19 protein-coding genes and 2 pseudogenes are annotated in these 21064 nt (G+C 62.4%); 11 read left to right on the top strand and 10 right to left on the bottom strand.

Features of this window, described 5'->3' with window-relative positions; translation table 11 throughout:
* Positions 1-33 precede the first annotated feature (33 nt).
* Entirely contained in the window at positions 34-942 is a 909-nt protein-coding gene (locus tag HJB82_RS06755) for an SDR family oxidoreductase (RefSeq protein WP_207581055.1), read from the bottom strand.
* 123 nt (positions 943-1065) lie between these two features.
* Between HJB82_RS06755 and HJB82_RS06760 the strand changes: the two genes are divergently transcribed.
* The gene (locus HJB82_RS06760; protein WP_207581054.1) at positions 1066-1482 is read left to right on the top strand and encodes a helix-turn-helix domain-containing protein; all 417 of its coding nucleotides are present in this window, start codon (positions 1066-1068) and stop codon (positions 1480-1482) included.
* A 37-nt stretch (positions 1483-1519) separates the two neighbouring features.
* On the opposite strand, the gene HJB82_RS06765 is transcribed toward HJB82_RS06760, so the two are convergent.
* The 5 genes from HJB82_RS06765 to HJB82_RS06785 all read right to left on the bottom strand — a co-directional run bounded on the left by HJB82_RS06765 (position 1520) and on the right by HJB82_RS06785 (position 5792).
* The gene (locus HJB82_RS06765; protein WP_246762763.1) at positions 1520-1702 is read right to left on the bottom strand and encodes a DUF6429 family protein; all 183 of its coding nucleotides are present in this window, start codon (positions 1700-1702) and stop codon (positions 1520-1522) included.
* 165 nt (positions 1703-1867) lie between these two features.
* Positions 1868-3091, bottom strand: coding sequence for an MFS transporter (locus HJB82_RS06770; RefSeq protein WP_207581053.1), 1224 nt, complete (start codon positions 3089-3091; stop codon positions 1868-1870).
* A gap of 104 nt (positions 3092-3195) precedes the next feature.
* Positions 3196-3819 (bottom strand): TetR/AcrR family transcriptional regulator, encoded by a 624-nt coding sequence (locus HJB82_RS06775; RefSeq protein ID WP_207581052.1) that lies wholly within the window; start codon positions 3817-3819, stop codon positions 3196-3198.
* Between the two features lie 59 nt (positions 3820-3878).
* Complete coding sequence (locus HJB82_RS06780; RefSeq protein WP_221139740.1) at positions 3879-4796, bottom strand: helix-turn-helix domain-containing GNAT family N-acetyltransferase; 918 nt, start codon at positions 4794-4796, stop codon at positions 3879-3881.
* Between the two features lie 261 nt (positions 4797-5057).
* Complete coding sequence (locus tag HJB82_RS06785; protein WP_207581050.1) at positions 5058-5792, bottom strand: aspartate/glutamate racemase family protein; 735 nt, start codon at positions 5790-5792, stop codon at positions 5058-5060.
* A 156-nt stretch (positions 5793-5948) separates the two neighbouring features.
* Here HJB82_RS06785 and HJB82_RS06790 point away from each other — a divergent pair, with 156 nt between their 5' ends.
* The 4 genes from HJB82_RS06790 (at position 5949) to HJB82_RS06805 (ending at position 11101) form a co-directional block, all read left to right on the top strand.
* Positions 5949-6413: an Lrp/AsnC family transcriptional regulator gene (locus HJB82_RS06790; protein ID WP_207581049.1), complete on the top strand. Its 465-nt coding sequence runs from the start codon at positions 5949-5951 to the stop codon at positions 6411-6413.
* Between the two features lie 225 nt (positions 6414-6638).
* Positions 6639-7163, top strand: a complete 525-nt coding sequence (locus HJB82_RS06795; protein WP_207581048.1) for a BA14K family protein — start codon at positions 6639-6641, stop codon at positions 7161-7163.
* Positions 7164-7450: 287 nt separating this feature from the next.
* Entirely contained in the window at positions 7451-8716 is a 1266-nt protein-coding gene (locus HJB82_RS06800) for an NAD(P)/FAD-dependent oxidoreductase (protein ID WP_221139741.1), read from the top strand.
* Between the two features lie 417 nt (positions 8717-9133).
* Positions 9134-11101: a translation factor GTPase family protein gene (locus HJB82_RS06805; RefSeq protein WP_221139742.1), complete on the top strand. Its 1968-nt coding sequence runs from the start codon at positions 9134-9136 to the stop codon at positions 11099-11101.
* A gap of 221 nt (positions 11102-11322) precedes the next feature.
* Here HJB82_RS06805 and HJB82_RS06810 read toward each other — a convergent pair whose 3' ends face one another.
* Positions 11323-12369 (bottom strand): NAD(P)-dependent alcohol dehydrogenase, encoded by a 1047-nt coding sequence (locus HJB82_RS06810; RefSeq protein WP_207581045.1) that lies wholly within the window; start codon positions 12367-12369, stop codon positions 11323-11325.
* 200 nt (positions 12370-12569) lie between these two features.
* Here HJB82_RS06810 and HJB82_RS06815 point away from each other — a divergent pair, with 200 nt between their 5' ends.
* The 3 genes from HJB82_RS06815 to HJB82_RS06825 all read left to right on the top strand — a co-directional run bounded on the left by HJB82_RS06815 (position 12570) and on the right by HJB82_RS06825 (position 16320).
* Entirely contained in the window at positions 12570-13478 is a 909-nt protein-coding gene (locus tag HJB82_RS06815; protein WP_207581044.1) for an AraC family transcriptional regulator, read from the top strand.
* A gap of 104 nt (positions 13479-13582) precedes the next feature.
* The gene (locus HJB82_RS06820) at positions 13583-14638 is read left to right on the top strand and encodes a glycosyltransferase family 2 protein (RefSeq protein ID WP_221139743.1); all 1056 of its coding nucleotides are present in this window, start codon (positions 13583-13585) and stop codon (positions 14636-14638) included.
* Complete coding sequence (locus tag HJB82_RS06825; RefSeq protein ID WP_221115742.1) at positions 14638-16320, top strand: hypothetical protein; 1683 nt, start codon at positions 14638-14640, stop codon at positions 16318-16320. The genes HJB82_RS06820 and HJB82_RS06825 overlap by 1 nt, the downstream gene beginning before the upstream one ends.
* 18 nt (positions 16321-16338) lie before the next feature.
* On the opposite strand, the pseudogene HJB82_RS06830 reads toward HJB82_RS06825, so the two are convergent.
* Positions 16339-16703 (bottom strand): annotated as a pseudogene (locus HJB82_RS06830) (DUF4087 domain-containing protein).
* Positions 16704-16724: 21 nt separating this feature from the next.
* Positions 16725-17204 carry a hypothetical protein gene (locus HJB82_RS06835; RefSeq protein WP_221139744.1) on the bottom strand — a complete coding sequence of 160 codons (480 nt, stop codon included), beginning with the start codon at positions 17202-17204 and terminating at the stop codon, positions 16725-16727.
* Positions 17205-17345: 141 nt separating this feature from the next.
* Between HJB82_RS06835 and HJB82_RS06840 the strand changes: the two genes are divergently transcribed.
* Both HJB82_RS06840 and ilvC read left to right on the top strand, forming a co-directional pair.
* On the top strand, positions 17346-18011 hold the full coding sequence (locus HJB82_RS06840; protein ID WP_207581040.1) for a TetR/AcrR family transcriptional regulator: 666 nt from the start codon (positions 17346-17348) through the stop codon (positions 18009-18011).
* A gap of 49 nt (positions 18012-18060) precedes the next feature.
* Positions 18061-19080, top strand: a complete 1020-nt coding sequence (ilvC, locus tag HJB82_RS06845; RefSeq protein WP_207581039.1) for a ketol-acid reductoisomerase — start codon at positions 18061-18063, stop codon at positions 19078-19080.
* 361 nt (positions 19081-19441) lie between these two features.
* On the opposite strand, the pseudogene HJB82_RS06850 reads toward ilvC, so the two are convergent.
* A pseudogene (locus HJB82_RS06850) lies at positions 19442-20394 on the bottom strand (LysR substrate-binding domain-containing protein).
* Between the two features lie 82 nt (positions 20395-20476).
* Here HJB82_RS06850 and HJB82_RS06855 point away from each other — a divergent pair.
* Positions 20477-21001: a hypothetical protein gene (locus tag HJB82_RS06855; RefSeq protein ID WP_221115739.1), complete on the top strand. Its 525-nt coding sequence runs from the start codon at positions 20477-20479 to the stop codon at positions 20999-21001.
* The last annotated feature ends 63 nt before the right edge of the window (positions 21002-21064 follow it).

Here is a 21064-nt window from a genome sequence, read left to right on the forward strand (position 1 = left end):
TCCCTGCCGCGAGCGCAGGGATGAGCGGAAAGCTCAATGGCCTCCGGCATTGCCTGAAGCCGTCAACGCAGCCTTGTGCGCCACGAAGAAATCCTTCAGCGGCTGCGGCTGTTTGCCGGTCAGCTTGGTGAAGTCTCCGGTGACGATGTCGAATTTGCCGGCGCGGATGTTGGCGTCGGCCGAAACCAGCATGTCGGCGACGAAACCGGGAAGGCCGGCGCCGCGGATGCCCTGGCCGAGCTGCTCGTCGTTGACGTCGACCACCTCGAGCGGCTTGCCGGCGACATCGGAGACGATGGCGGCGATCTGCCGGTTGGTGAGCAATTGCGCGCCGGTCAGCGTATAGGTGGCGCTCTCGGAGGTGCCGGAGGCAAGGGCGGCGGCGATTGCCAGGGCGCAGTCGTCACGCGAAATGGTCGAGACCTTGCCGTCGCCCGTGGCGCTGTACCATTTGCCGCCCTGCAGGTTGTGCGGCATGCCGTGCAGGTAATTGTCGTGATACCAGGCGTCGCGGATGATCGTATAGGCGATGCCGCTTGCCTTGATGGCGTTTTCGCTGCCGAGATGATCCGGCGCGAAGGTGACGAGCGAATCGTCCGGCGCCGGCATCGAGGTATAGGCGATGTGCTTGACGCCTGCCTTAGCGGCAGCGGCAACGGCTGCCTTGTGCTGGGTGAGGCGCTTGCCGGGGGTATCCAGCGCATCGGTGCTGATGATTAGCAGCCGGTCGATGCCGGCGAAAGCCTTCTCCAGGCCTGCCGCGTCATCAAAATCGGCCTTGCGGGTGACGACGCCCTTGTTTTCGAGTTCGGCGAGCTTTTCCGGGCTGCGCGTAGCCGCCACGATGCTGCCGGGAGCGACCTTATAGGTCTCGATGAGATGATGGATGACACGCTGGCCGAGCTGCCCGGCGGCGCCGGTGACAAGGATGGTTTCGTTCATACGTCGTTTCCTTCTGTGTTCTGGGGGTAGTCTCGAAAAGAGAGTAACACTAGAATAGGAATTGACTCGGCGATGTAAAGGAGGCAGTTTTTCGGCTCTACGTTACCAAAAGGGAACCAGCAGATGAGCGGTGCGGTCGTCAGTCTGAAGAACAGAATGCCGGGGGCGCGGCGCGAGATCGATCTGGCTGGCCTCGATTTTTCCAATTGTCCCGTCAGGGACATGATGCAGCAGATCGGCGGCAAATGGTCGACGCTGCTGCTCGAAGTGCTGGCGGCCGAGCCCCGCCGCTTCGGCGAGCTGCGGCGCATGCTTCCCGATATATCGCAGCGCATGCTGACGCAGACGCTGCGTGATCTGCAAAGGGACGGTTATGTCGCTCGCGAAGTCTTCCCGACCAAGCCGCCGAGCGTCGAATATTCTATGACGGATCTCGGCCGTTCGCTCTACCGGCCACTGTCGCAACTGTTGAACTGGGCGGAAGCGAACCACGACGCCGTTCGCGCCGCCCGTTCGCGTTTTGATTCAGCCGATAGTTAGTAAGGTAGGTCACGTTTCTAGAAACCGGCAACGGTGATCATTCCGGCGGTCGAGTAAAAAGAGCGCGGAACAATTCCTCAGATCGTCGCAAACCTTCGTCGCTCAGGACGACGGATTTGGCTTTGCCTGCGGGATTTGCGATCAGGCCCTTCCGATACAGACGGTCCATTGCGTCCCAGTCGAAGCCTTTCCAAGCTCTGTCCTCGTCATGCAGCGTCAGTCATAGCAATGCCAGAACAGCGTCATCGATCTTGTCTTCGTCTATGTCCATGCTGGAACATCCCATGCAGAAACGAAAATTCGGCAGCAGTGAGCGGATGCGTAGGCTGCTGCCGGGATGTCCGCATTTATAAGCCGGCACTGTCAAGGTTTTAGATATCCGGTCTCAGATTTTGCTTTCCTGCTTGCCGCGGTGTTCCGTCAGAAACAACAGGAAGGCGAGCGCCGGGAAGGCGAAGCCGATCCAGGCGGTCATCGTCCAACCGCCGGTCGCGTAGGCCCAGCCGCCGAGCGCCGAGCCGAGCGCGCCGCCGGCAAAGAAGGTGGCCATGAAGAGGCCGTTTAGCCGGCTGCGATGTTCCGGGTTCAAGCCATAGATGGCGCGCTGGCCGCAGACGAGATTGGTCGTCACCCCGAAATCAAGCATGATCGCCGCCACCGTCAGAAGGATCAGGGCGGTCAGCGAGCCGTCCGCGGCGAAATGGCTGATCAGGAAGGAAGCCATTCCGAGCAGCATGGCAAGCGTCGAGGCAATTTTCGTCATGCCGCGATCGGCAAGCCGGCCGGCGATCGGCGAGGCGATGGCACCGGCAGCACCGGCGAGCGCGAAGAGGGCGATGCCGTTCTGCGTCAGGCCGAAGGCCGGGCTTGCGAGCAGCAGCGGCGTCGTCGTCCAGAACAGGCTGAAGGCGCCGAACATACCGGCCTGATAAAGCGCCCGGCGCTGCAGCACGCGCGAGGTCAGCGCCAAGTGGCCCATGGAAGCCAGCAGCTCGCTGTAGCGTAGCTTCGTCTTCGGCACGCGGACCGGCAGGTTGGCGCGCAGGATGACGGCGAGCACGATCATCAACGCTGCGGTGACGTAATAGACCACATGCCAGGACGAGGCCTCGGCGACGAAGCTTGCGAAGGGGCGGGCCAGCATAATGCCGCAGAGCAGGCCGCTCATGACATTGCCGACGACCTGTCCCCGTGTCGCATCGGGGGCCATGTTGGCGGCAAAGGGAACCAGGACCTGAACGGCGACCGATGAAAGGCCGATGCAGAGTGAGGCGACGAGGAAGGCCGTGGGTGTTGAAGCCAGCGCCGCGCCGATCAGCGCAACAGCGGAGACGGCAACCAGCAGCAGCACAAGCCGGCGGTTCTCCGTGAGGTCACCGAGCGGCACGATCAGCAGCAGGCCGAGGCCGTAGCCGATCTGCGTCAGCGTGACGATCAGGCCGGTTGCGGCAGGCGTGAAGCCGAGCTCGGCGCTGATTAAGCCGGCAAGCGGCTGGCCGTAATAGAGATTGGCGGCCACCAGCCCGCAGGCGGCGGCAAAAAGAAAGGTGAGCCAGGGGGATAGCGCCCGTGGAATGGCCTTATCCGGCGCGGTGGCTGAAATGCTCATCAGAAACTCCGGTATGGTTGAAAGGATTAATCGCAAATCGGTCTGCCGGCAGCCACCCGTTTCCGGCCGCGCAGGGGAATGCTGGCATTCCCCTGGGGGAAATGTCAGGTCACCAGCTTCATCGCGGCTTCGGCAGCGGCAGCCATTTCTTCGCCGCTGCGTTCCGTCTTGCCGATAACGCGCATGCCCTTGGTGAGGCAGAGAAGCGCAAGTGCGACCGCCGATATATCGATATGCGCCGAAATCGAGCCGTCGGACTGGCCGAGGCGGATGAGGTCGGCGAGAAGCGTCTCGTCGGTCATGAAGGCGGTGGCGACACGTTCGGCCGCCTCTTCGTCGAAGAGGGCGAGATCGCTGGCGCTGCCGACGACGAGGCAACCCTGCCTGCCGATTTCACCGTGCGAAGAGCCGGCAAAGAAGGTGATGAGCGCATGGAGCTTGTCGCGGCCGGTCTCGGCACTTGCCAGCCTGGCATCGAGCAGGCCGCGACGCACGGCGCGGTAGCGGTCGAAGGCGGCGAGGAAGATGCCGCGCTTGTCGCCGAAGGCCTTGTAGACGCTTCCGGCGGCCAGCCCCATGGCCTCGGTGAGTTCGCTGATCGAGGCGGCATGATAGCCGCGCTCGGAAAAGACGCGCAGGGCTGCGTCGAGTGCCGCCTCCGCATCGAATTCCCGCGGACGACCGCGGCTCCGGGTCTTCTCTTGATGGTCGAGGGTCGTTGCGTTCATGTTCGCCTAATTAGGAAATGATCGTTTCCAAATCAAGCGAAATTTTGCGACGAAGCAAGTCAGAGGGTGAGGACCCAGGTCTGGCCATTCGCTTCGGTGCCGAACATTCGATGTCTCTCCTCGGAGACAAGCCGAAAGCCGGCCTTGATATAGATGACGCGGGCCGTCTCCAGCATGTCATTGGTCCAGAGCGAAAGCTCGCGGTAGCCCTTCTGCCTGCAAAAGCGGATGCATTCGTCGACCAGCAGCTTGCCGAGCCCGAGGCCGCGGGCCGATTTGTCGACATAGAGCAGCCGCAGCTTGGCGATGCCGTCGCCGCCATTGGTGACGAGGACCGAGCCGACATTGACGCCGCCACGTTCGGCGATCCAGCAATATTCCTTGGCGAGATCGAAGTTGGCGAGAAATTTGCCGGCGACCTCGGCGACCAGCGCCTCGAAGCGCAGGTCCCAGCCATATTCCTCGGCGTAGAAGCGGCCCTGGCTCTGAACGATCCAGCCGATATCGCCGGCGCGGTGGGCGCGGATGATGGCGGGTGCGGGCTTGGCCGCCGGGTCGAGCAGGGCGCGGATGGTATGCATGGCCGAGACGACGGCTTGCGGTTCGCCGATCGCCAGATCGTCAAAACGGGCGGCGATCTGGGCATTGGCGCGCCGGCCGAGTTCCTCGAACTGCGCGAGTCCCCGGTCGGTGACATTGATGATCTGGCTGCGCAGGTCGGCCGGATCCGGGCTGGTCTCGATCAGCCCCTCGGTGCGGAAACGCTTGAGGATGCGGCTCAGATAGGCCGGGTCGAGATGCAGGTCGCGGACAAGGGCTGCGGCGCTGACGCCGTCATGCGAGCCGATCTCGAAGAGAATGCGGGCATCCGTCAGGGTGAAGGGCGAGTCAAGATAGGCCTTGTTCAGCAGGCCGAGGAAGTTCGTGTAGAAGCGGTTGAAATCGCGGGCGGTTTCGATGAGGGCGGAATCGGACATGGGCGTGATCTCCAAGGGAGACACGGAGATCTCCAGATGGAGATCTCGCCAGACTGCGGGGCAAAGCACGCTCTTCACTCGGCGTCATCCTCGGCCTTGTGCCGAGGATTTGCTGCCTGTCAACCGGAGGCAGATGCTCGGGACAAGCCCGAGCATGACGAAGGAGGGGTGGCCGACTGTGCCAACAAACTGAAAAAAGATCTCCGAACGAAGACATTTTTCATGCATTTAGTTGACTGAGTCAACTAAATTGTGGCGCGGTCAAGCCGCCTCTTCTGTCTCCGCCTCTTCTGTCTCCGCCTCCTCGTCGCCGAGAGCGAAATCCACCGCCGCGCGGGCATGGATCGCGGTAGTGTCAAAGCCCGGCAGTGGCAGGCGGTTGGGATCGAGGATCAGGCAGATCTCGGTGCAGCCGAGGATGATGCTGTCGGCGCCGTTATCCATGGCGCGGTCGATGATATCGATCAGCTTTTCGCGCGAGCTGTCGAGCACCCTGCCGGCGCAGAGTTCGTTGAAGATGATGTCGTGCACGATGGTGCGGTCGGCGGCGTCGGGCACCATGATGTCTAGGCCGAGGCTCTTCATCCGGTCGGCGTAGAAGCCGTGCTCCATCGTGTAGCGCGTGGCAAGCAGCAGCGGACGCTTGCGGCCGGCCGCATGCAGCGATTTCGCCGTCTCGTCGATGATATGGATTAGCGGCACGGACACCTTTGCCGCGATTTCATCGGCGATCAGGTGCATGGTGTTGGTGCAGATGAGGATACAGCCGGCGCCTGAAGCCTGCAGCCGTTCCGCAACTGCGCCGAGGCGGCGGGCCGCTCCAGCCCAGTCGCCGGCCTTCTGAAGAGCGACGATCTCCTCGAAATTGACCGAATGCAGGATGAGCTCGGCCGAGGCGAGGCCGCCCCTGCGGGCGCGCACCATCTCGTTGACGAAGCGGTAATAGACCGCCGAACTTTCGAAACTCATGCCGCCGATCAGGCCGATCGTTTCCATCTCTTCATGCTCCTCATGCTTCGAGTTTCGAAAATAATGCCGCAGTTCTGGCGCGGCGTGTTTGCATTATTTGTCCCTTACGTCCAATACATGCTATTATTTTGCGCGATTTGGAGAGATCATGCAAAATCAGGGCGGAAGGGTTATTTCTTACACATGTTGGACGATCGCGACAGGCGCATTCTCGACATGCTGCAGAAGGATGCAGGCATATCCGTGACCGATCTGGCCGAGCGCGTGGCGCTTTCGGTGTCGGCCTGCTCGCGGCGGATCCAGCGGCTGGAAGAGAGCGGCCATATCGCCCGGCGCATCATCGTGCTCGACCGGGAAAAGATGGGCGTGCCGACGACGGTCTTTGCGCTGGTCAAGACGGCGCATCATTCCGACGAGTGGACAGAGACCTTCCGCCGGATCATCGCCGACATTCCCGAGATCGTCGAGGCGCACCGGCTGACCGGCAATCACGATTACATCCTGAAAATCGTGCTGCCGCGCGTCGAGCATTACGACGTGATCTACAAGCAGATCGTTCGCAAGCTCGAACTCTTCGATGTTTCGGCGTCGATCTCGATGGAAGAATTGAAACATGGAATGGCGATACCCGTGGGCTACGCCCGGTAGTCTCGCCAACGAACCACAGATTCTGGGGATCGACGATGCGCGACACGTTTACAGCCTTCTGGAAAAGGCAAGGTGCGGATTGCACGAGGAGCCGATAATTCTCAGCACCAGCGATAGCGATTAATTTGTCTCCAGACGGAACATTTTTCGACATATTGCGTTCACCTTTGGTTCAGGAGGAGGGGAAGATGTATCCTCCACTTGGAGGAGCAGAGGAGAACAGTCATGAGAAAGCTAAGCGTCGCCGCGTTATGCTTGATCATAGGTGTGCCGGGCATCACGCCGGCTCAGGCGTTTCCGGCTATCAACCCACCCAGGATCGAAGCACAGCAGCAGATAGAGCAGGTGCAATGGCGTGGCCATGGCGGCCACGGGGGTGGCGGCCATTACGGGGGTGGCGGCCATTACGGAGGCGGGTATTACGGGGGGCACCACCATAGTGGAGCGGGCTGGGGCTGGGCCTTGGGTGGTCTCGCTGTCGGCACCATCATTGGCGGCGCCTTGTCACAGCCCTATTACGGCTCGTACTACGGGTCGCCCTACGGCTATTACGGCTCGCCATACGGCTACCGCCGGCCCTACTACGGCTATTACGGCCGGCCATATCAGAACTATGCATCATCAGCCTATTATGGAGGGGGAAGCAGCCACGAGAGTTGGTGTTATGCGCGCTATCGTTCGTACAGGGCGTTCGACAATACCTTCCAGCCCTATCACGGACCCCGTCGCCAGTGCGTCGGTGCCTATTGATTGGTACGACGCATATGCCGCTTGTGAACTGGTTGCAGGCCCGACGACCGTCCTGCGACCCGTTCGCACGGCATGTCTGCCTTGCACCCAGCCGAAGCTCGCTCCGGGCAACTAAAACCCGACTGGCTTTCCGCGCCGGAACTTCGCCGGGATCATTGCAGGAGTAGCCGATAATCTCAGCGCCATCGACTGCGATCGGCGCAGGGGAGACATGCCGAAACGGCGGTTGCAACCATTGCGCCGAGGGCCACATTGGCTTTGTGCAAAATGGCGCAAAGGGGTATGTCATGAGCGACCATCATGTCGTCGTTGTCGGCGGCGGTTTCGGCGGGCTGCAGCTCGTCAACGGGTTGAAAGGTGCCGGCGTCAGGATCACGCTCGTCGACCGGCGAAATCACCATCTCTTCCAACCGCTGCTCTACCAGGTGGCGACGACCATTCTCTCCACCTCGGAGATCGCCTGGCCGATCCGCCGCCTCTATGCCGACCGGCCCGATGTGAAGGTGTTGCTCGGCGAGGTCACCGGTGTCGATAGCGGCGCCAGGACGGTGTCCCTCCGCAACGGCATGACTCTGGGTTACGATACGCTGGTGCTGGCGACCGGGGCGACGCATGCCTATTTCGGCCGTGACGAATGGGAGCCAGTGGCGCCGGGCCTGAAGACGCTCGAGGATGCGACGACGATCCGCCGGCGCATGCTGCTCGCCTTCGAGAAGGCTGAGATGGAGAGCGATCCTGCCGTGCGCGACGCGCTTCTGACCTTCACCATCGTCGGTGCCGGGCCGACTGGCGTCGAGCTTGCCGGCATCATCGCCGAGCTTGCGCATTTCACGCTGCCGAAGGAATTCCGCAACATCGATACGCGCAAGACCCGCGTCGTGCTGGTCGAGGCCGGCCCGCGGGTGCTGTCGAGCTTCGCCGAGGAGCTTTCGGCCTATGCCCAGACGGTGCTGGAGAAACTCGGCGTCGAGATCCATCTCGGCAGGCCGGTGACCGAGTGCAGCGCCGACGGCGTGAAGATCGGCGATACCTTCGTCGCCAGCCGGACGATCGTCTGGGCAGCCGGCGTCACCGCCTCGCCGGCGGCACGCTGGCTCGGCGTTGCCGCCGACCGGGCAGGGCGCGTCGTCGTCGAAAAGGACTTGAGCGCACCGGGTCTGTCCGATGTCTTCGTCATCGGCGACACGGCATCGGTCATGCGCGAGGATGGCAAGCCGGTGCCGGGCATCGCACCGGCGGCCAAGCAGCAGGGCGGCTACGTCGCCAAGGTCATCCGCGCCCGCCTGTCCGGCAAGCCGGCGCCCGCATCCTTCCGCTACCGGCATCAGGGCAGCCTGGCGACGATCGGCCAGAGTGCGGCGATTATCGATTTCGGCCGCATCAAGCTGAAGGGCTGGATCGCCTGGTGGATCTGGGGCCTTGCCCACATCTACTTCCTGATCGGCACCCGCTCGCGCTTCTCCGTCGCCTGGAGCTGGCTATGGATCTATCTCAGCGGCCAGCACAGCGCCCGGCTGATTACGCAGCGGGAGACGATGCGGGAGGAGGGGTAGGACTCGGCGGTGTGTATGGCGATCCTGCGGATTGCCTAAAGTGCATCTCGGAATGCGCCCTCTCTCCGGCCTCATCTGAGGTGCCCCGGAGGGGCCTCGAAGGACGGGGCCGGCCACCGGCGCGTCACCAGCGATTCGGCCCGCAGCACGCTCCCGCATAGTCACCCGCCCTCGTGGTTCGAGACGGCCCTCTGGGCCCCCTCACCATGAGGGCTGATCGGTGTGCTTGGCGCCGCGCCACGCGCAGGGATACACCCAGGCTTGACACATCTGCCCACGCGCCCTTAGCATTCCACCCGCGTCGCCCAACCACCGGGCGCTCCGCATCCAGCCGTCGCGATCAGCGAATAGAGGTTCCAATGCGCCGACTCACTTCTCACGAAAATCACATCCGAAATTCTGAGAAGTTGGTGGTTCATGCGCACTTTGAATCTGGGCATCCTCGCCCATGTGGATGCGGGCAAGACTAGTCTTACCGAAAGACTGCTTTTTGACGCCGGGGTCATCGACAAGCTCGGCAGCGTCGATACAGGCAATACACAGACGGACACGCTCGAACTCGAACGGCAACGCGGCATTACGATCAGGGCCGCGGTTGTGTCGTTTACGATCGGCGACAGGACCGTCAATCTGATCGACACACCCGGCCACCCCGATTTCATCGCCGAGGTCGAGCGGGTGCTTGGGTTACTGGATGCCGCGGTCGTCGTCGTTTCGGCGGTCGAGGGCGTGCAGGCGCAGACGCGTGTGCTGGTGCGGGCGCTGCGGCGACTTGGCGTGCCCTTCGTCTTCTTCATCAACAAGGTCGATCGCCTCGGCGCGCGGTATCCGGACGTGATGGAAGCGCTTGCCGCGCAACTGGCGGTGCGTCCCATCGCCATGTCTTCCGTCATCGACGCCGGCAGCAAGCTTGCCCGGGTGGAGGCTCGGGCGCCGGGAGACGAGCCGCTTTTTTCGGCGCTCTGCGAGGCGCTCGGCGAGAACGACCAGGCGCTGCTCGATGACTATGTGCTCGCCCCCGAACGACTGACCACGGAAAGGCTCAGGCGCAGCCTGGCCGATCAGGTGGCAAGGGGCCTGGTGAATCCCGTCTTCGCAGGAGCGGCCATGACCGGCGCCGGCCTGCCGGCGCTAAGCTCGGCCATCGCGACGCTGTTGCCCGGGCGGCGGCTTGATCCGGACGGGCCGGTCGCCGGCAAGATCTTCAAGATCGAGCGCGGCTGGGGCGGCGAAAAGCTCGCCTATCTCTACCTGACTTCGGGCACCGTGCGGCTGCGGCAATATCTGGATCTGCCCAGGGGCGAGGATCGGGTGACCGCAATCCATGTGTTCGAGGCCGGCCGCAGCCATGGCGCCGCGCGCTTCTGCGCCGGCCAGATCGACCGCGTCGGCGGCCTTGCCGGCGCCCGGATCGGCGATGCGGTGGGCAGCGATCCGGCCTCGGGCGGGCGGGCGTACTTCGCTCCGCCGACGCTCGAAACTCGCGTGCTTGCCCGGCGGCCCTCGGACAGCGCGGCACTTTGGCTGGCACTGAACCAGATGGCCGAGCAGGATCCGCTGATCAATCTGCGCAGGACCGAGGAGACGAATGAAGTCTTCGTGTCGCTCTATGGCGAGGTGCAGAAGGAGGTTATCCAATCGACGCTGCTGACGGATTTCGGCCTCGATGCGGGTTTCGAGGAAAGTACGCCCATCTTGGTCGAGAGACCCGCCGGCACCGGGGCCGGCCTGCAGATCCTCTTCAAGGAGCCGAATCCGTTTCTCGCCACCATCGGCCTGCGCGTCGAGCCGCGTCCTGCCGGCGCAGGCAACAGCTTCGCGCTGGAGGTGGAGGTCGGGCAGATGCCCGTTGCCTTTTACCGGGCGGTCGAGGAAACCGTGTTCGAGACGCTGAAACAGGGCATTTTCGGCTGGCAGGTCATCGATTGTCATGTGGCGATGACGGCGGCGCGGCACAGTTCGCCCGCAAGCACCGCCGCCGATTTCCGGCAATTGACGCCCTGGGTGCTGGCAACGGCGCTCTCGGCTGCGCAAACGGTCGTCTGCGAGCCTTTCAACCGCTTTCACTTGGAAGCGCCTGTCGAGAGCCTGAGCAGCGTGCTCACTTTGCTGGCGAAATCCGCTGCGGCGACGTCGGATTCGGTGATCGCCGATGGCGTGGCGCGGCTCGAAGGCACTCTGGCGTCTCAGATGGTTCAAAGCGTCCAGCAGCAATTGCCGGGCCTGACGAGCGGGGCAGGGACGATGGAAACGGCTTTCGAACACTATAACCCTATGGCCGGGCCGCCACGCCTGCGCCGGCGCTCGGGGCCTGATCCATTCAACCCCGTCGAATATCTGCTGCGTTTGCTGGGCCGTGCCGAGAGCGTGTCGCGAGACGGTTGAGCTTGCCTGAGAGCCCAAAAGTCCAAGAGAGCCTCATGCTGAGGTGCGCAGGCCGAAGGCCGGAGCCTCGAAGCACGGGGCGGGCGCTCTGGCGAGCCACGGAGCGGCGTTTGCGGGGGTGCTTCGAGGGGATCCTGCGGATCGCACCTCGGCATGAGGGCGGCTGAGGATGCCGCTCGCTATCGACGAGGCGGCTCCCAAAGGAGCCGCCTCTCGTTTCCTCAAGCCGCCAGCGAGGCGATGTCGATGACGAAGCGGTAGCGGACGTCGCTCTTCAGGACGCGTTCATAGGCTTCGTTGACCTGCTCTATGTTGATCTTCTCGATCTCCGAGACGATGTTGTGCTTGCCGCAGAAGTCGAGCATTTCCTGGGTTTCCTTGATCGAGCCGATCATGGAACCGGCGAGGCTCTTGCGCCCGCCGATGACCGAGAAGGCATGGACCGGAACCGGATGCTCGGGAACGCCGACCAGTACCATCGTGCCATCGGGCTTCAGGAGGCTGAGATAGGCGTTCCAGTCGATCACCGTGCCGACCGTGTTGATGATCAGGTCGAAGGTGCCGGCCAGCTTGGTGAAGGTTTCTGCATCGCTCGTTGCGTAATAGTCCTTGGCGCCGAGCTTCAGGCCGTCTTCCTTTTTCGACAGCGACTGCGAGAGTACGGTGATGTCGGCGCCCATGGCCGCGCCGATCTTCACGCCCATATGGCCAAGGCCGCCCATGCCGACGATCGCGACCTTCATGCCGGGGCCGGCCTTCCAGTGGGCGAGCGGTGAGTAGAGCGTGATGCCGGCGCAAAGCAGGGGAGCGCCTGCATCGAGCGGGATATTGTCGGGAAAGCGCAGCACATAGCCTTCCTTGACGACGATAGAATCGGAATAACCGCCAAAGGTCGGGGTCGCGCCGTCGGCTTCGACGTCGTTATAGGTCTGGACCAGACCCGGCATGAAGTGCTCGTAATCCAGGTCGCGCGTGGCGCAGCCGACGCAGGAATTGACGAAGCAGCCCACACCGACGCGGTCGCCGACCTTGAACTGGGTGACCTTGGAGCCGACGGCGGAAACGACGCCGGCAACCTCGTGGCCGGGCACCATCGGGTATCTGGAGTTGCCCCATTCGTTGCGGGCCTGATGAATGTCGGAATGGCAGACGCCGCAATATTGCACCGAGATGACGACGTCGTCATCGTTCGGCTCACGGCGCTCGAAGGTGAAGGGGGTTAGCGGCTTGGAGGCGTCGGTCGCGGCGTAGCCTTTTGCAATAGGCATGGGAACCTTCCTTTTCGATTTTGGAGGTAGGGGTTGATCGGGATGGCGGACTATTGCCCGGAACTGCGCGACGGAGGTAGAGTGATCCTCTCAGCTTTTTGCACGATCCTGCAAAAATGCCGGGAGCGGCCTATTTGGGAAGTGCCGGAGCTACTTACATAAAAGCTGCCCAATTGGCGTCAGACAGAAAGAGTTGCCGCATGACATTGCCTTTCAGCCCCTATCAGGAAATCGTCGACATCGCGCTGCGCTTCACGCCGGGTGACGGCGCATTCTCGACTGATATCGGCAATCTTCACCTCAGCCGTTGCTCCAAGCCCAGCGATCCGCTGCACAGCAGCTACGGGCCCTGTTTTGGCTTTGTCCTGCAGGGGGCCAAGAGGCTGCGCCTCGGCACGGAACTGATCAGCTACGGGACTGGGGACTATCTGCTGACCTCGCTCGACCTGCCGGTCGCCTGGCGTGTCACGGAGGCGAGCCTTGAGGTTCCGCATCTCTGCCTGGCGCTGGCAATCGATTCCGAAAAGCTGCTGGAGTTGCTCAGCCGCATCGATATTCCCCGCCCTGCCGCCCATACCGATGGGCAGCGCGGCATGGTGGTGAACGTCGCGCCGCCGGAGCTTTTGGATGCTGCCGTCCGCCTGCTGCGCTTGCTCGATCGTCCGGGCGACATTCCTGCCATGGCGCCGCTGATCGAGCAGGAAATTCTCTACCGGGTGCTGACCGGGCCGGATGGCGCGCGGCTGATCAACATCGCCACGGCTGACAGCCACAGCAACAGGATCTCGCGCGCCGTCGCCTGGCTGAAGGAGAATTTTGCACGGCCGCTGCGCATCGAGGATCTTGCCGACCGCGTCAGCATGAGCGTCTCGTCCTTCCATCACCACTTCAAATCGGTCACGGCGATGACGCCGGTGCAGTATCAGAAGCAGCTTCGCCTGCATGAGGCGCGCCGGCTGATGTTCGTCGAGCGCCTCGATGCGGGCACGGCCGGCCACCGCGTCGGCTATCAGAGCCCGTCGCAGTTCAGCCGCGAATACAGCCGCCTCTACGGCGCCTCGCCCGCCCGCGATGTCGACGGCGGGCGCGAGATCATGGCGGCGGAATAGCGCGCCGGCGCGCGCGACGCGCCAAGGCACGGCGCGGCATTAAAGGATGTTTGACGTTTCGTGGCTAGTCTGGCGCCGAACATCGAGCAGGCACCGCTGTCCGCATGACGCAAGCACCACTCCTTTCCATCGTCGCGCCTTGTCATAACGAGGAAGAGGGACTGCGCGAGTTCTGCCGCCGCGCCGCCGCTGCTGCCCAGAGCGTCGCCGGCGATGCCTTCGAACTGATTCTCGTCGATGACGGCTCGTCCGACGACACCTGGAAGATTATTTCACATCTGGCGGCTGATGTGCCGCAGGTGCTCGGCGTTCGTCTGCTGCGCAATCACGGCCATCAGCTGGCGGCGACGGCGGGGCTTTCGGCGTCGCGGGGCGAGCGCGTTCTTTTGATCGACGCCGATCTGCAGGACCCGCCCGAGCTGCTTTTGATGATGATGCCAATCGTGGAGCGCGGCGCCGATGTCGTTTACGGCCAGCGCACGCGCCGCGAAGGCGAAAGTTGGTTCAAACTCGCGTCCGCTTCGCTTTTCTATCGCGCGCTTTCCAAGCTCGCTTCCGTGACCATCCCGCGCGATACCGGCGATTTCCGGCTGATGCGCCGACGCGTCGTCGATATTTTGCTGGCGATGCCGGAGCGCGATCGTTTCATTCGTGGCATGGTCAGCTGGATCGGCGGCAGGCAGGTGGCGCTTCCCTATGAGCGCGACGCCCGTTTTGCCGGCACGACGAAATATCCGCTGCGCAAGATGATCAATTTTGCACTCGATGCGATCACCAGCTTTTCAACGACGCCGCTGCGTATAGCCACATGGCTCGGCATGATCAGCGCCGGCGTCGCGATGGCGCTGCTCGTCTTCACCTTCGTTCGCTGGTTGCAGGGCGAGACGGTCACTGGCTGGTCGTCGATCATGGCTGCGGTCAGCGCCTTCAGCGCCATCCAGCTGATCTGTATCGGCATCATCGGCGAGTATCTCGGGCGTCTCGTACAGGAGAGCAAGAAGCGGCCGATGTTCATGATCGAAACAATCCTGCGCGGCGGCGAACCGGCCGAACTGCCCACCACTTTTTCGGAGATGAACGCCGGCGACAAGCGCGCCGCGCTGGATGCAGCCCTCGCATCCGGTGAGCTGCGGTCGCAGAAGAACAGTCGGATCGGTTGATGGACCGGATTGCGAGGTCTCCCATGGCGGCAGCCGAGCCTGGGGAATGCACCGCCCCGCAGGATTCGACTATTGCGATCGTCGCTTTCGTCACACTTGCCGCGATCCTGGTCGTGCTTTTTCCCTTTCCGCCAGTGCTCGACTACGCCAATCACTACGCCCGCATCTGGCTTCTTTCCGGCGGGATCAGCGAGCAGCCGTTTCCTGAAATCTACGCGGTCGATTGGAACCGCACCTTTACCAATGTCGGCATCGATCTTCTTGCCACCTGGCTGGGGCCGGTTGTTGGCGCCGACAGGCTGGCGCGGGCCTTGCTTTTCCTGGCGATCGTGCTGCCGCCGCTTGGCGCGATCGCCTTGCATCGCGCCCTTTTCGGCGGCCGGCACTATTGGCAGATCGCAATAACGTCGCTTGGCTGGTGCTCGACGATGATCGGCGGCTTCATCAATTTCCAGATCGGCCTTGGTATGGCCTTGTTCTTCGCCTGCGTCGATTTACGGCTGCAGGGCCGAAATCCCGGCCTGCTGTTTGCCTGGCGGCTTGCCGCGGCATTGCTGCTGACGTCAATGCATATCTTCTCGCTCGGCTTCTACATGGCGATCGTCTGCGGCCTCGAATTTTCCTGGCGCTTCGACATACTGCGATTGAAGGCGGGCGTCGTCAGGCTTGCCGGCCGGTTGGCGCTGGCGCTCGGGACCTGCATCCTGCCGCCGCTCGCGCTCTATCTCCATACGGCAGCTTTGCCCAATGCCGGTGGTGATGGACTTGGTATTGTCTGGAACGACGGCGTCGCCCTTATCGCCATCAATCTGCTGTCAGCCATCGTCACCTACGTCCCGCTGGTGGATGTCGTGCTGATTTTGCCGCTGATCCTCGTTTGCACGCGTGCCGCACGGGCGGGCGACATCCGCGTGCATGCAGGTCTTGCCGTCGCCGCCTTCGGCCTACTGCTTTTCTCCTGTGTTTCGCCACGGCACATGCTCGGCACCGGATGGATCAGCTGGCGCTTTCCGATCATGACGGCGCTCGTCGCCATGGCGATGGTGTGCCCCTTTGCCAATCTCACGCGCCGGCAGTCCCTGTTGCTGGCGCTCGTGGTCAATCTTGCGGTCTTCGGCCGTACAGCCTGGGTCGGGTGGAACTGGTGGTTGGCACAGAAGGATGTCGGTGCTGTCGAGCGTGTGCTGAAAAATGTGCCGGCCGGTGCGGCTGTGCTGCCTCTGGGGCATGAACCCACGACAGTGGTCGGTCTTGCCCACTCCAATCGGTATTTTGCCTGGGGGCTGGATACTTTCCGGCACCTGCCGACGCTCGCCGTTCCCTTCTCCCATGCTTTCGTGCCGACGGTCTTCACGGCAAAAGGCAAGCAGCCGTTATCCGTTCTGCCGCCGTGGTCTGAGATCGCGGTCCCTGAAGGCAATCTGCTGTCGATCGGCGTGCTTTCATGTCCCGCAATGATGCGGGAGTATGGAGACTTTACGCCCTATCTTTCGGACTGGCGCAGACGTTTCGATTTTATTCTTGTCGCTAATGGCGATGTTTCCGACCGCTATGTCGGCACCTTCATGCCGGCGGGCCTGACGTTGATCGAGGATGCCGGTTTCGCAAAGCTTTACGCGATCGATAAGACGATGACGGCAGAGCCTCTGTCGATCCCGGCTGGCTGCGCTACGACGTCATAGGCTGCGCCTCTTCGCGGATCAGCCAGGAAATTTCAGCGCCTTGTCGGCACGGCATTTGGCGAGCGCAAGCTGGCGGAAGGAAAGGATTTTCGTGATGCGTTCCTTGCCATCCGTCTCGACGTTCATGCAGGCGCAGGCATAGCCGTAATTGCCGTTGCTCCTGACATAATCATTCTCGGAGATATCGGGGATCAGCTCCATGCCTTCGGGTTCGCCGTTCTCGTCACCCTGGTCATGATCGTCCAGGTGTTCTCGGCATCCTCGAGCCACCAGTTGGCGGGGGTCGGGTTCTCGATCCAGCCGCAATGGGTCTCGGCGGCCCGCGTATTGGTTGCGACCACAAGAGCTACGGTTATGACCGCGGCGGCTATCCGGTATTTCATGGCTTTCCTTGTTGCCTGATTTCAGTTGTTGATCGCGATGATCGCCCAATGGCTCGCCTCGCAGGCGCTGTCTTCGCAGACGGCGCCCATCCAGACTGCGCCGTTTGCGAGCATGACGCCGTCGCTGTTGACGAAGAGATCCTGATATTGCTGGCGCCCGACGGCGCTGCGCGTTTCCGGTGTCACCAGATCACCGAAATTGTCGATGAAATCCTCAGCGCTCTCAACGTCATAGCTCTCGCCATCGGCCTTGACCGTCAAAGGGTATTCGGCAAGGCCGGCGATGGTTTCGGCGTCGCCCGAGCGCATGGCCTGAACGAGTTGGCGCAGCGGCCGGTCAAATCCTGCGGCATCGCCGTGCAGTGCCTCGATGCGGTTATAGACGTCGCTGTCGGACTGGGCGAGAGTGTCTGAGCCGCCAAGGAAAATTCCTACGAGCAGGAAAACAGCTGCAGACAGACGTGACATCGAAGCCTCCGGGAAAATCGCGTAGCGCGGCATTATGCGATCGCTGAGCGGCGGTGCCTATCCAATTCTGGTGTTTCAGCGCGGTTTCCCGTACTAAAAAAATCTATCCGGGCTTCTTGACGGCCTGATCGGTTTGTCGCATAAACCTCAAGAACCGTACCGTACGGTACGTATATGGGAGCCATGACCGTGTCAGTCGATACCGCAGAGCCGAGCGAATTTTCGCCGCGCCAGAACGCCGTTCTGGAGCAGGCGCTGCGGTTGCTCGTCGATGGCGGCGAGAAGGCGCTGACGACGTCTGGTGTCGCACGTGCTGCCAATTGCTCGAAGGAAAGCCTCTACAAGTGGTTCGGCGATCGCGATGGGCTGCTGTCGGCGATGATTGCCTATCAGGCGAGCAAGGTGCGCACCTTCGAGCGCAATGGTGAGCGGCTAACGGCGGCGAGCCTGCACGATCATGTGGTGATTTTCGCGCGCGATCTGCTGGAGGTGCTTGCGGGCGACGTCTCGCTGGCGCTGAACCGGCTGGCGATCGGCCAGTCGAACCGCGACGGCTCGAAGCTCGGCAGGCTGCTGCTCGAGCGCGGCCGCCGCCAGATCGACCGCCGAGCCATGGCGCTGATCGATGCCGGAAAGAGGGCAGGGCTCCTGCGGTTTTCCGATGCCGATGAGGCCTATCACACGCTTTACGGCCTTGTCGTTTCCGACTTGCATGTGCGCATGCTGCTCGGTGAACCGGGCCTCAAGGATACCGCACGCCAGGCGGAGAGGGCGGTCACCGCCTTCCTCAGGCTCCATGGCACGGACAAGGTTCTGGCGGAGATGCCGGTTCTCGGCTGATTTCGCTTTAATGACAGTCAACAAGACAAGCAAAGGGAAGGAAATTCAAATGCGCGTCTATTACGATCGTGATGCCGATCTCAACCTCATCAAGGCCAAGAAGGTCGCCGTTATCGGATACGGTTCGCAGGGCCGTGCCCATGCGCTGAACCTCAAGGACAGCGGCGCCCAGAACCTCGTCATCGCGCTCAAGGCCGGCTCGCCGACCATCAAGAAGGCCGAAGCCGACGGCTTCAAGGTCATGACGGTTTCCGAAGCCGCCGGCTGGGCCGATCTGATGATGATGGCAACCCCCGACGAGCTGCAGGCCGACATCTACAAGGCGGAGATCGCGCCGAATATCCGCGACGGCGCTGCGATCGCCTTTGCTCACGGCCTCAACGTGCATTTCGGCCTGATCGAGCCGAAGGCTTCGGTCGACGTCGTCATGATCGCGCCGAAGGGCCCGGGCCATACGGTTCGCGGTGAATACCAGAAGGGCGGCGGCGTTCCCTGCCTCGTTGCCGTTCATCAGAATGCTTCCGGCAATGCGCTTGAACTGGCGCTCTCCTACGCCTGCGGCGTTGGCGGCGGCCGTTCGGGCATCATCGAAACCAACTTCCGCGAAGAGTGTGAAACCGACCTCTTCGGCGAGCAGGTCGTTCTGTGCGGCGGTCTCGTCGAGCTCATCCGCGCTGGTTTCGAAACGCTCACCGAAGCCGGTTACGCGCCTGAGATGGCCTACTTCGAGTGCCTGCACGAAGTGAAGCTGATCGTCGACCTGATCTATGAAGGTGGCATCGCCAACATGAACTACTCGATCTCGAACACGGCCGAGTGGGGCGAATACGTCTCCGGTCCGCGTATCATCACCGCCGAGACCAAGGCCGAGATGAAGCGCGTCCTCAACGACATCCAGACCGGCAAGTTCACTTCCGATTGGATGCAGGAATACCGCGCCGGCGGCTCGCGCTTCAAGGGCATCCGCCGCCTGAACGACAGCCACCAGATCGAGGAAGTCGGCGCCAAGCTGCGCGGCATGATGCCCTGGATCGGCAAGAACAAGCTGGTCGATAAGTCGGTCAACTAAGCGGTTTCAAGGGTGCGTCGCACGGGCCTTGGTTCGTGCGGCGCGCTTGTTTTTTTGTTTTGGGCATGTCGTCTCCCAAAAACCGCTACATTGTGCGCAGTAGCGGTCGGCGTTCACGACCTGATGGCCGTTCACATGTTGGCAAGGCCCTCGGCCTATCGATCGACGGCTCGTTGATTTTCGATCGATGCATCGACGTCGGTGGCGCCAGCCGCGGCCGCATCGCCGTGGGAGAGCGGGCTGATATCACAATAACCGGGCAACGATATTGGATTGTCGACATCGAGGGCAAAGGCGGCTCGCCACCTGAGATCGTGGGACTTGCGATGCTCGTGCTCGATGATTTCAAGCCGACCGGGAATCATTTTACTGGCTTGTCACCGTTGCCCCGAATGGGAGTCTTGCCGGCCGCATCCGGACGGTTCTTCATGTGATCGATGAAGGCGCGCAGTTTCGGTGTCATTTGCCGATGGCTGGGATAATAGAGAAATACGCCCGGCGCCGTCGGCGCGAATGATGCCAGCACCTCGATGAGCTTTCCCGCCCTGATCTGTTCGACGGCGATCGGCTCCGGCACCTGGGCTACGCCCATCCCCTCGATGGCTGCGCCGAGCATGGTCGGGAAGTCGTGGGTGATAAGCGGCCCCGCGACGGCGATCTCGATGGCGCGGCCCTTGTCGTCGAGCGACCACGGCGCGAGCGCGCCATTGGAGCGGCGTATTCTGAGGCATGCATGGTGACGCAGGTCGTCCAGGGACGCTGGAAGATCCCGGTTGGAGAAATAGATCGGGCTCCCGATGAACCGAAACGGCGGCGTCAACCGAACCGCGATCATGTCGGCATCGATGAACTGGCCCATTCTTATCCCTGCATCAAAGCCTTCGACGGCGAGATCGACCAGTTTCTCGCTGGCGGCGATCTCCACTTCAATTTCGGGATAGGCTTGGGAAAAGGACGCAATCAGCGGCTCGAGCAGGACCGGGACAACGGCACGCGGCACCGAGAGGCGCAGCCGTCCGGTCGGTCCTCGTCCAAGCTCATGCGCGACGGCGCTTGCGGCGATGAGTTCTTCGAAGGCCGGTTTTGCACGCGAAAGGAAACGCTCGCCAGCTTCCGTCAGCCCGACGCTGCGCGTCGTTCGGATGAACAGGGCTGCGCCGATCCGCGCCTCCAGCGTGCGCACGGCCTGGCTGATCGCCGAGGGAGTGACGCCAAGTTCCGCCGCCGCCCGGCGAAAGCTGCGGTGCTGGGCAACGCTGAGGAACGCCTCCACCCCGTCGAGCGCGCCCTGCCTACTGTGAAGTTCTGCTTCATGCCCCGTCCATATTATCCCGAATAGTCGCCGGTGTAAGCGGCCGTATATTGCGCTGGAACCAGCAGCCAGACAGGAGGCAAAATGTCCCCGGCCGCCATCTTCCAGCTTCACCTGCTGCTCGGCTACGTCGCCTGGCTGCTTTGCATCGGCGTCTATGTCCTGCCCCGGCTCAAGTCGATGGACCGCGCCGGGGCGCAACGGGCGGTCGCAACGCTCCATAGCTTCCGCTTCTTCGGCCTCGTCTTCATCCTTCCCGGCGTCGTCGGTCCCGATCTGCCGGCCGGCTTTGCCGTCACGGCCGCCTATGGCGACCTTGCTGCCGGGCTACTGGCCATGCTGGCGCTGATCTCGTTCCGCATCCGGCCACTGTTCTGGCTGCTCGTCATTGCCTTCAATCTCGTGGGCGCCGGTGATCTCGTCATCGACTATTACCGCGGCGCCCAGTCCGGTCTGCCTGTCTTGGCGGGGCAGCTAGGCGCAGCCTATGTGGTCGTGATCGTCTATGTACCGCTGCTGATGATCACCCATATGGTTGCGCTCTATTTGCTTGTGCGCCGGCAGTCCATTACCGCTCAAACCCTTCGCGGCGATCCTGTTGCCAACTGACCGGCCAGGACGGGGTGACATGCTTTCGAGAGGTAATTCCGCGCTTTGGGCGATATGCATCAA

Source organism: Rhizobium sp. NZLR10 (assembly GCF_019685125.1).
Lineage (GTDB): Bacteria > Pseudomonadota > Alphaproteobacteria > Rhizobiales > Rhizobiaceae > Rhizobium.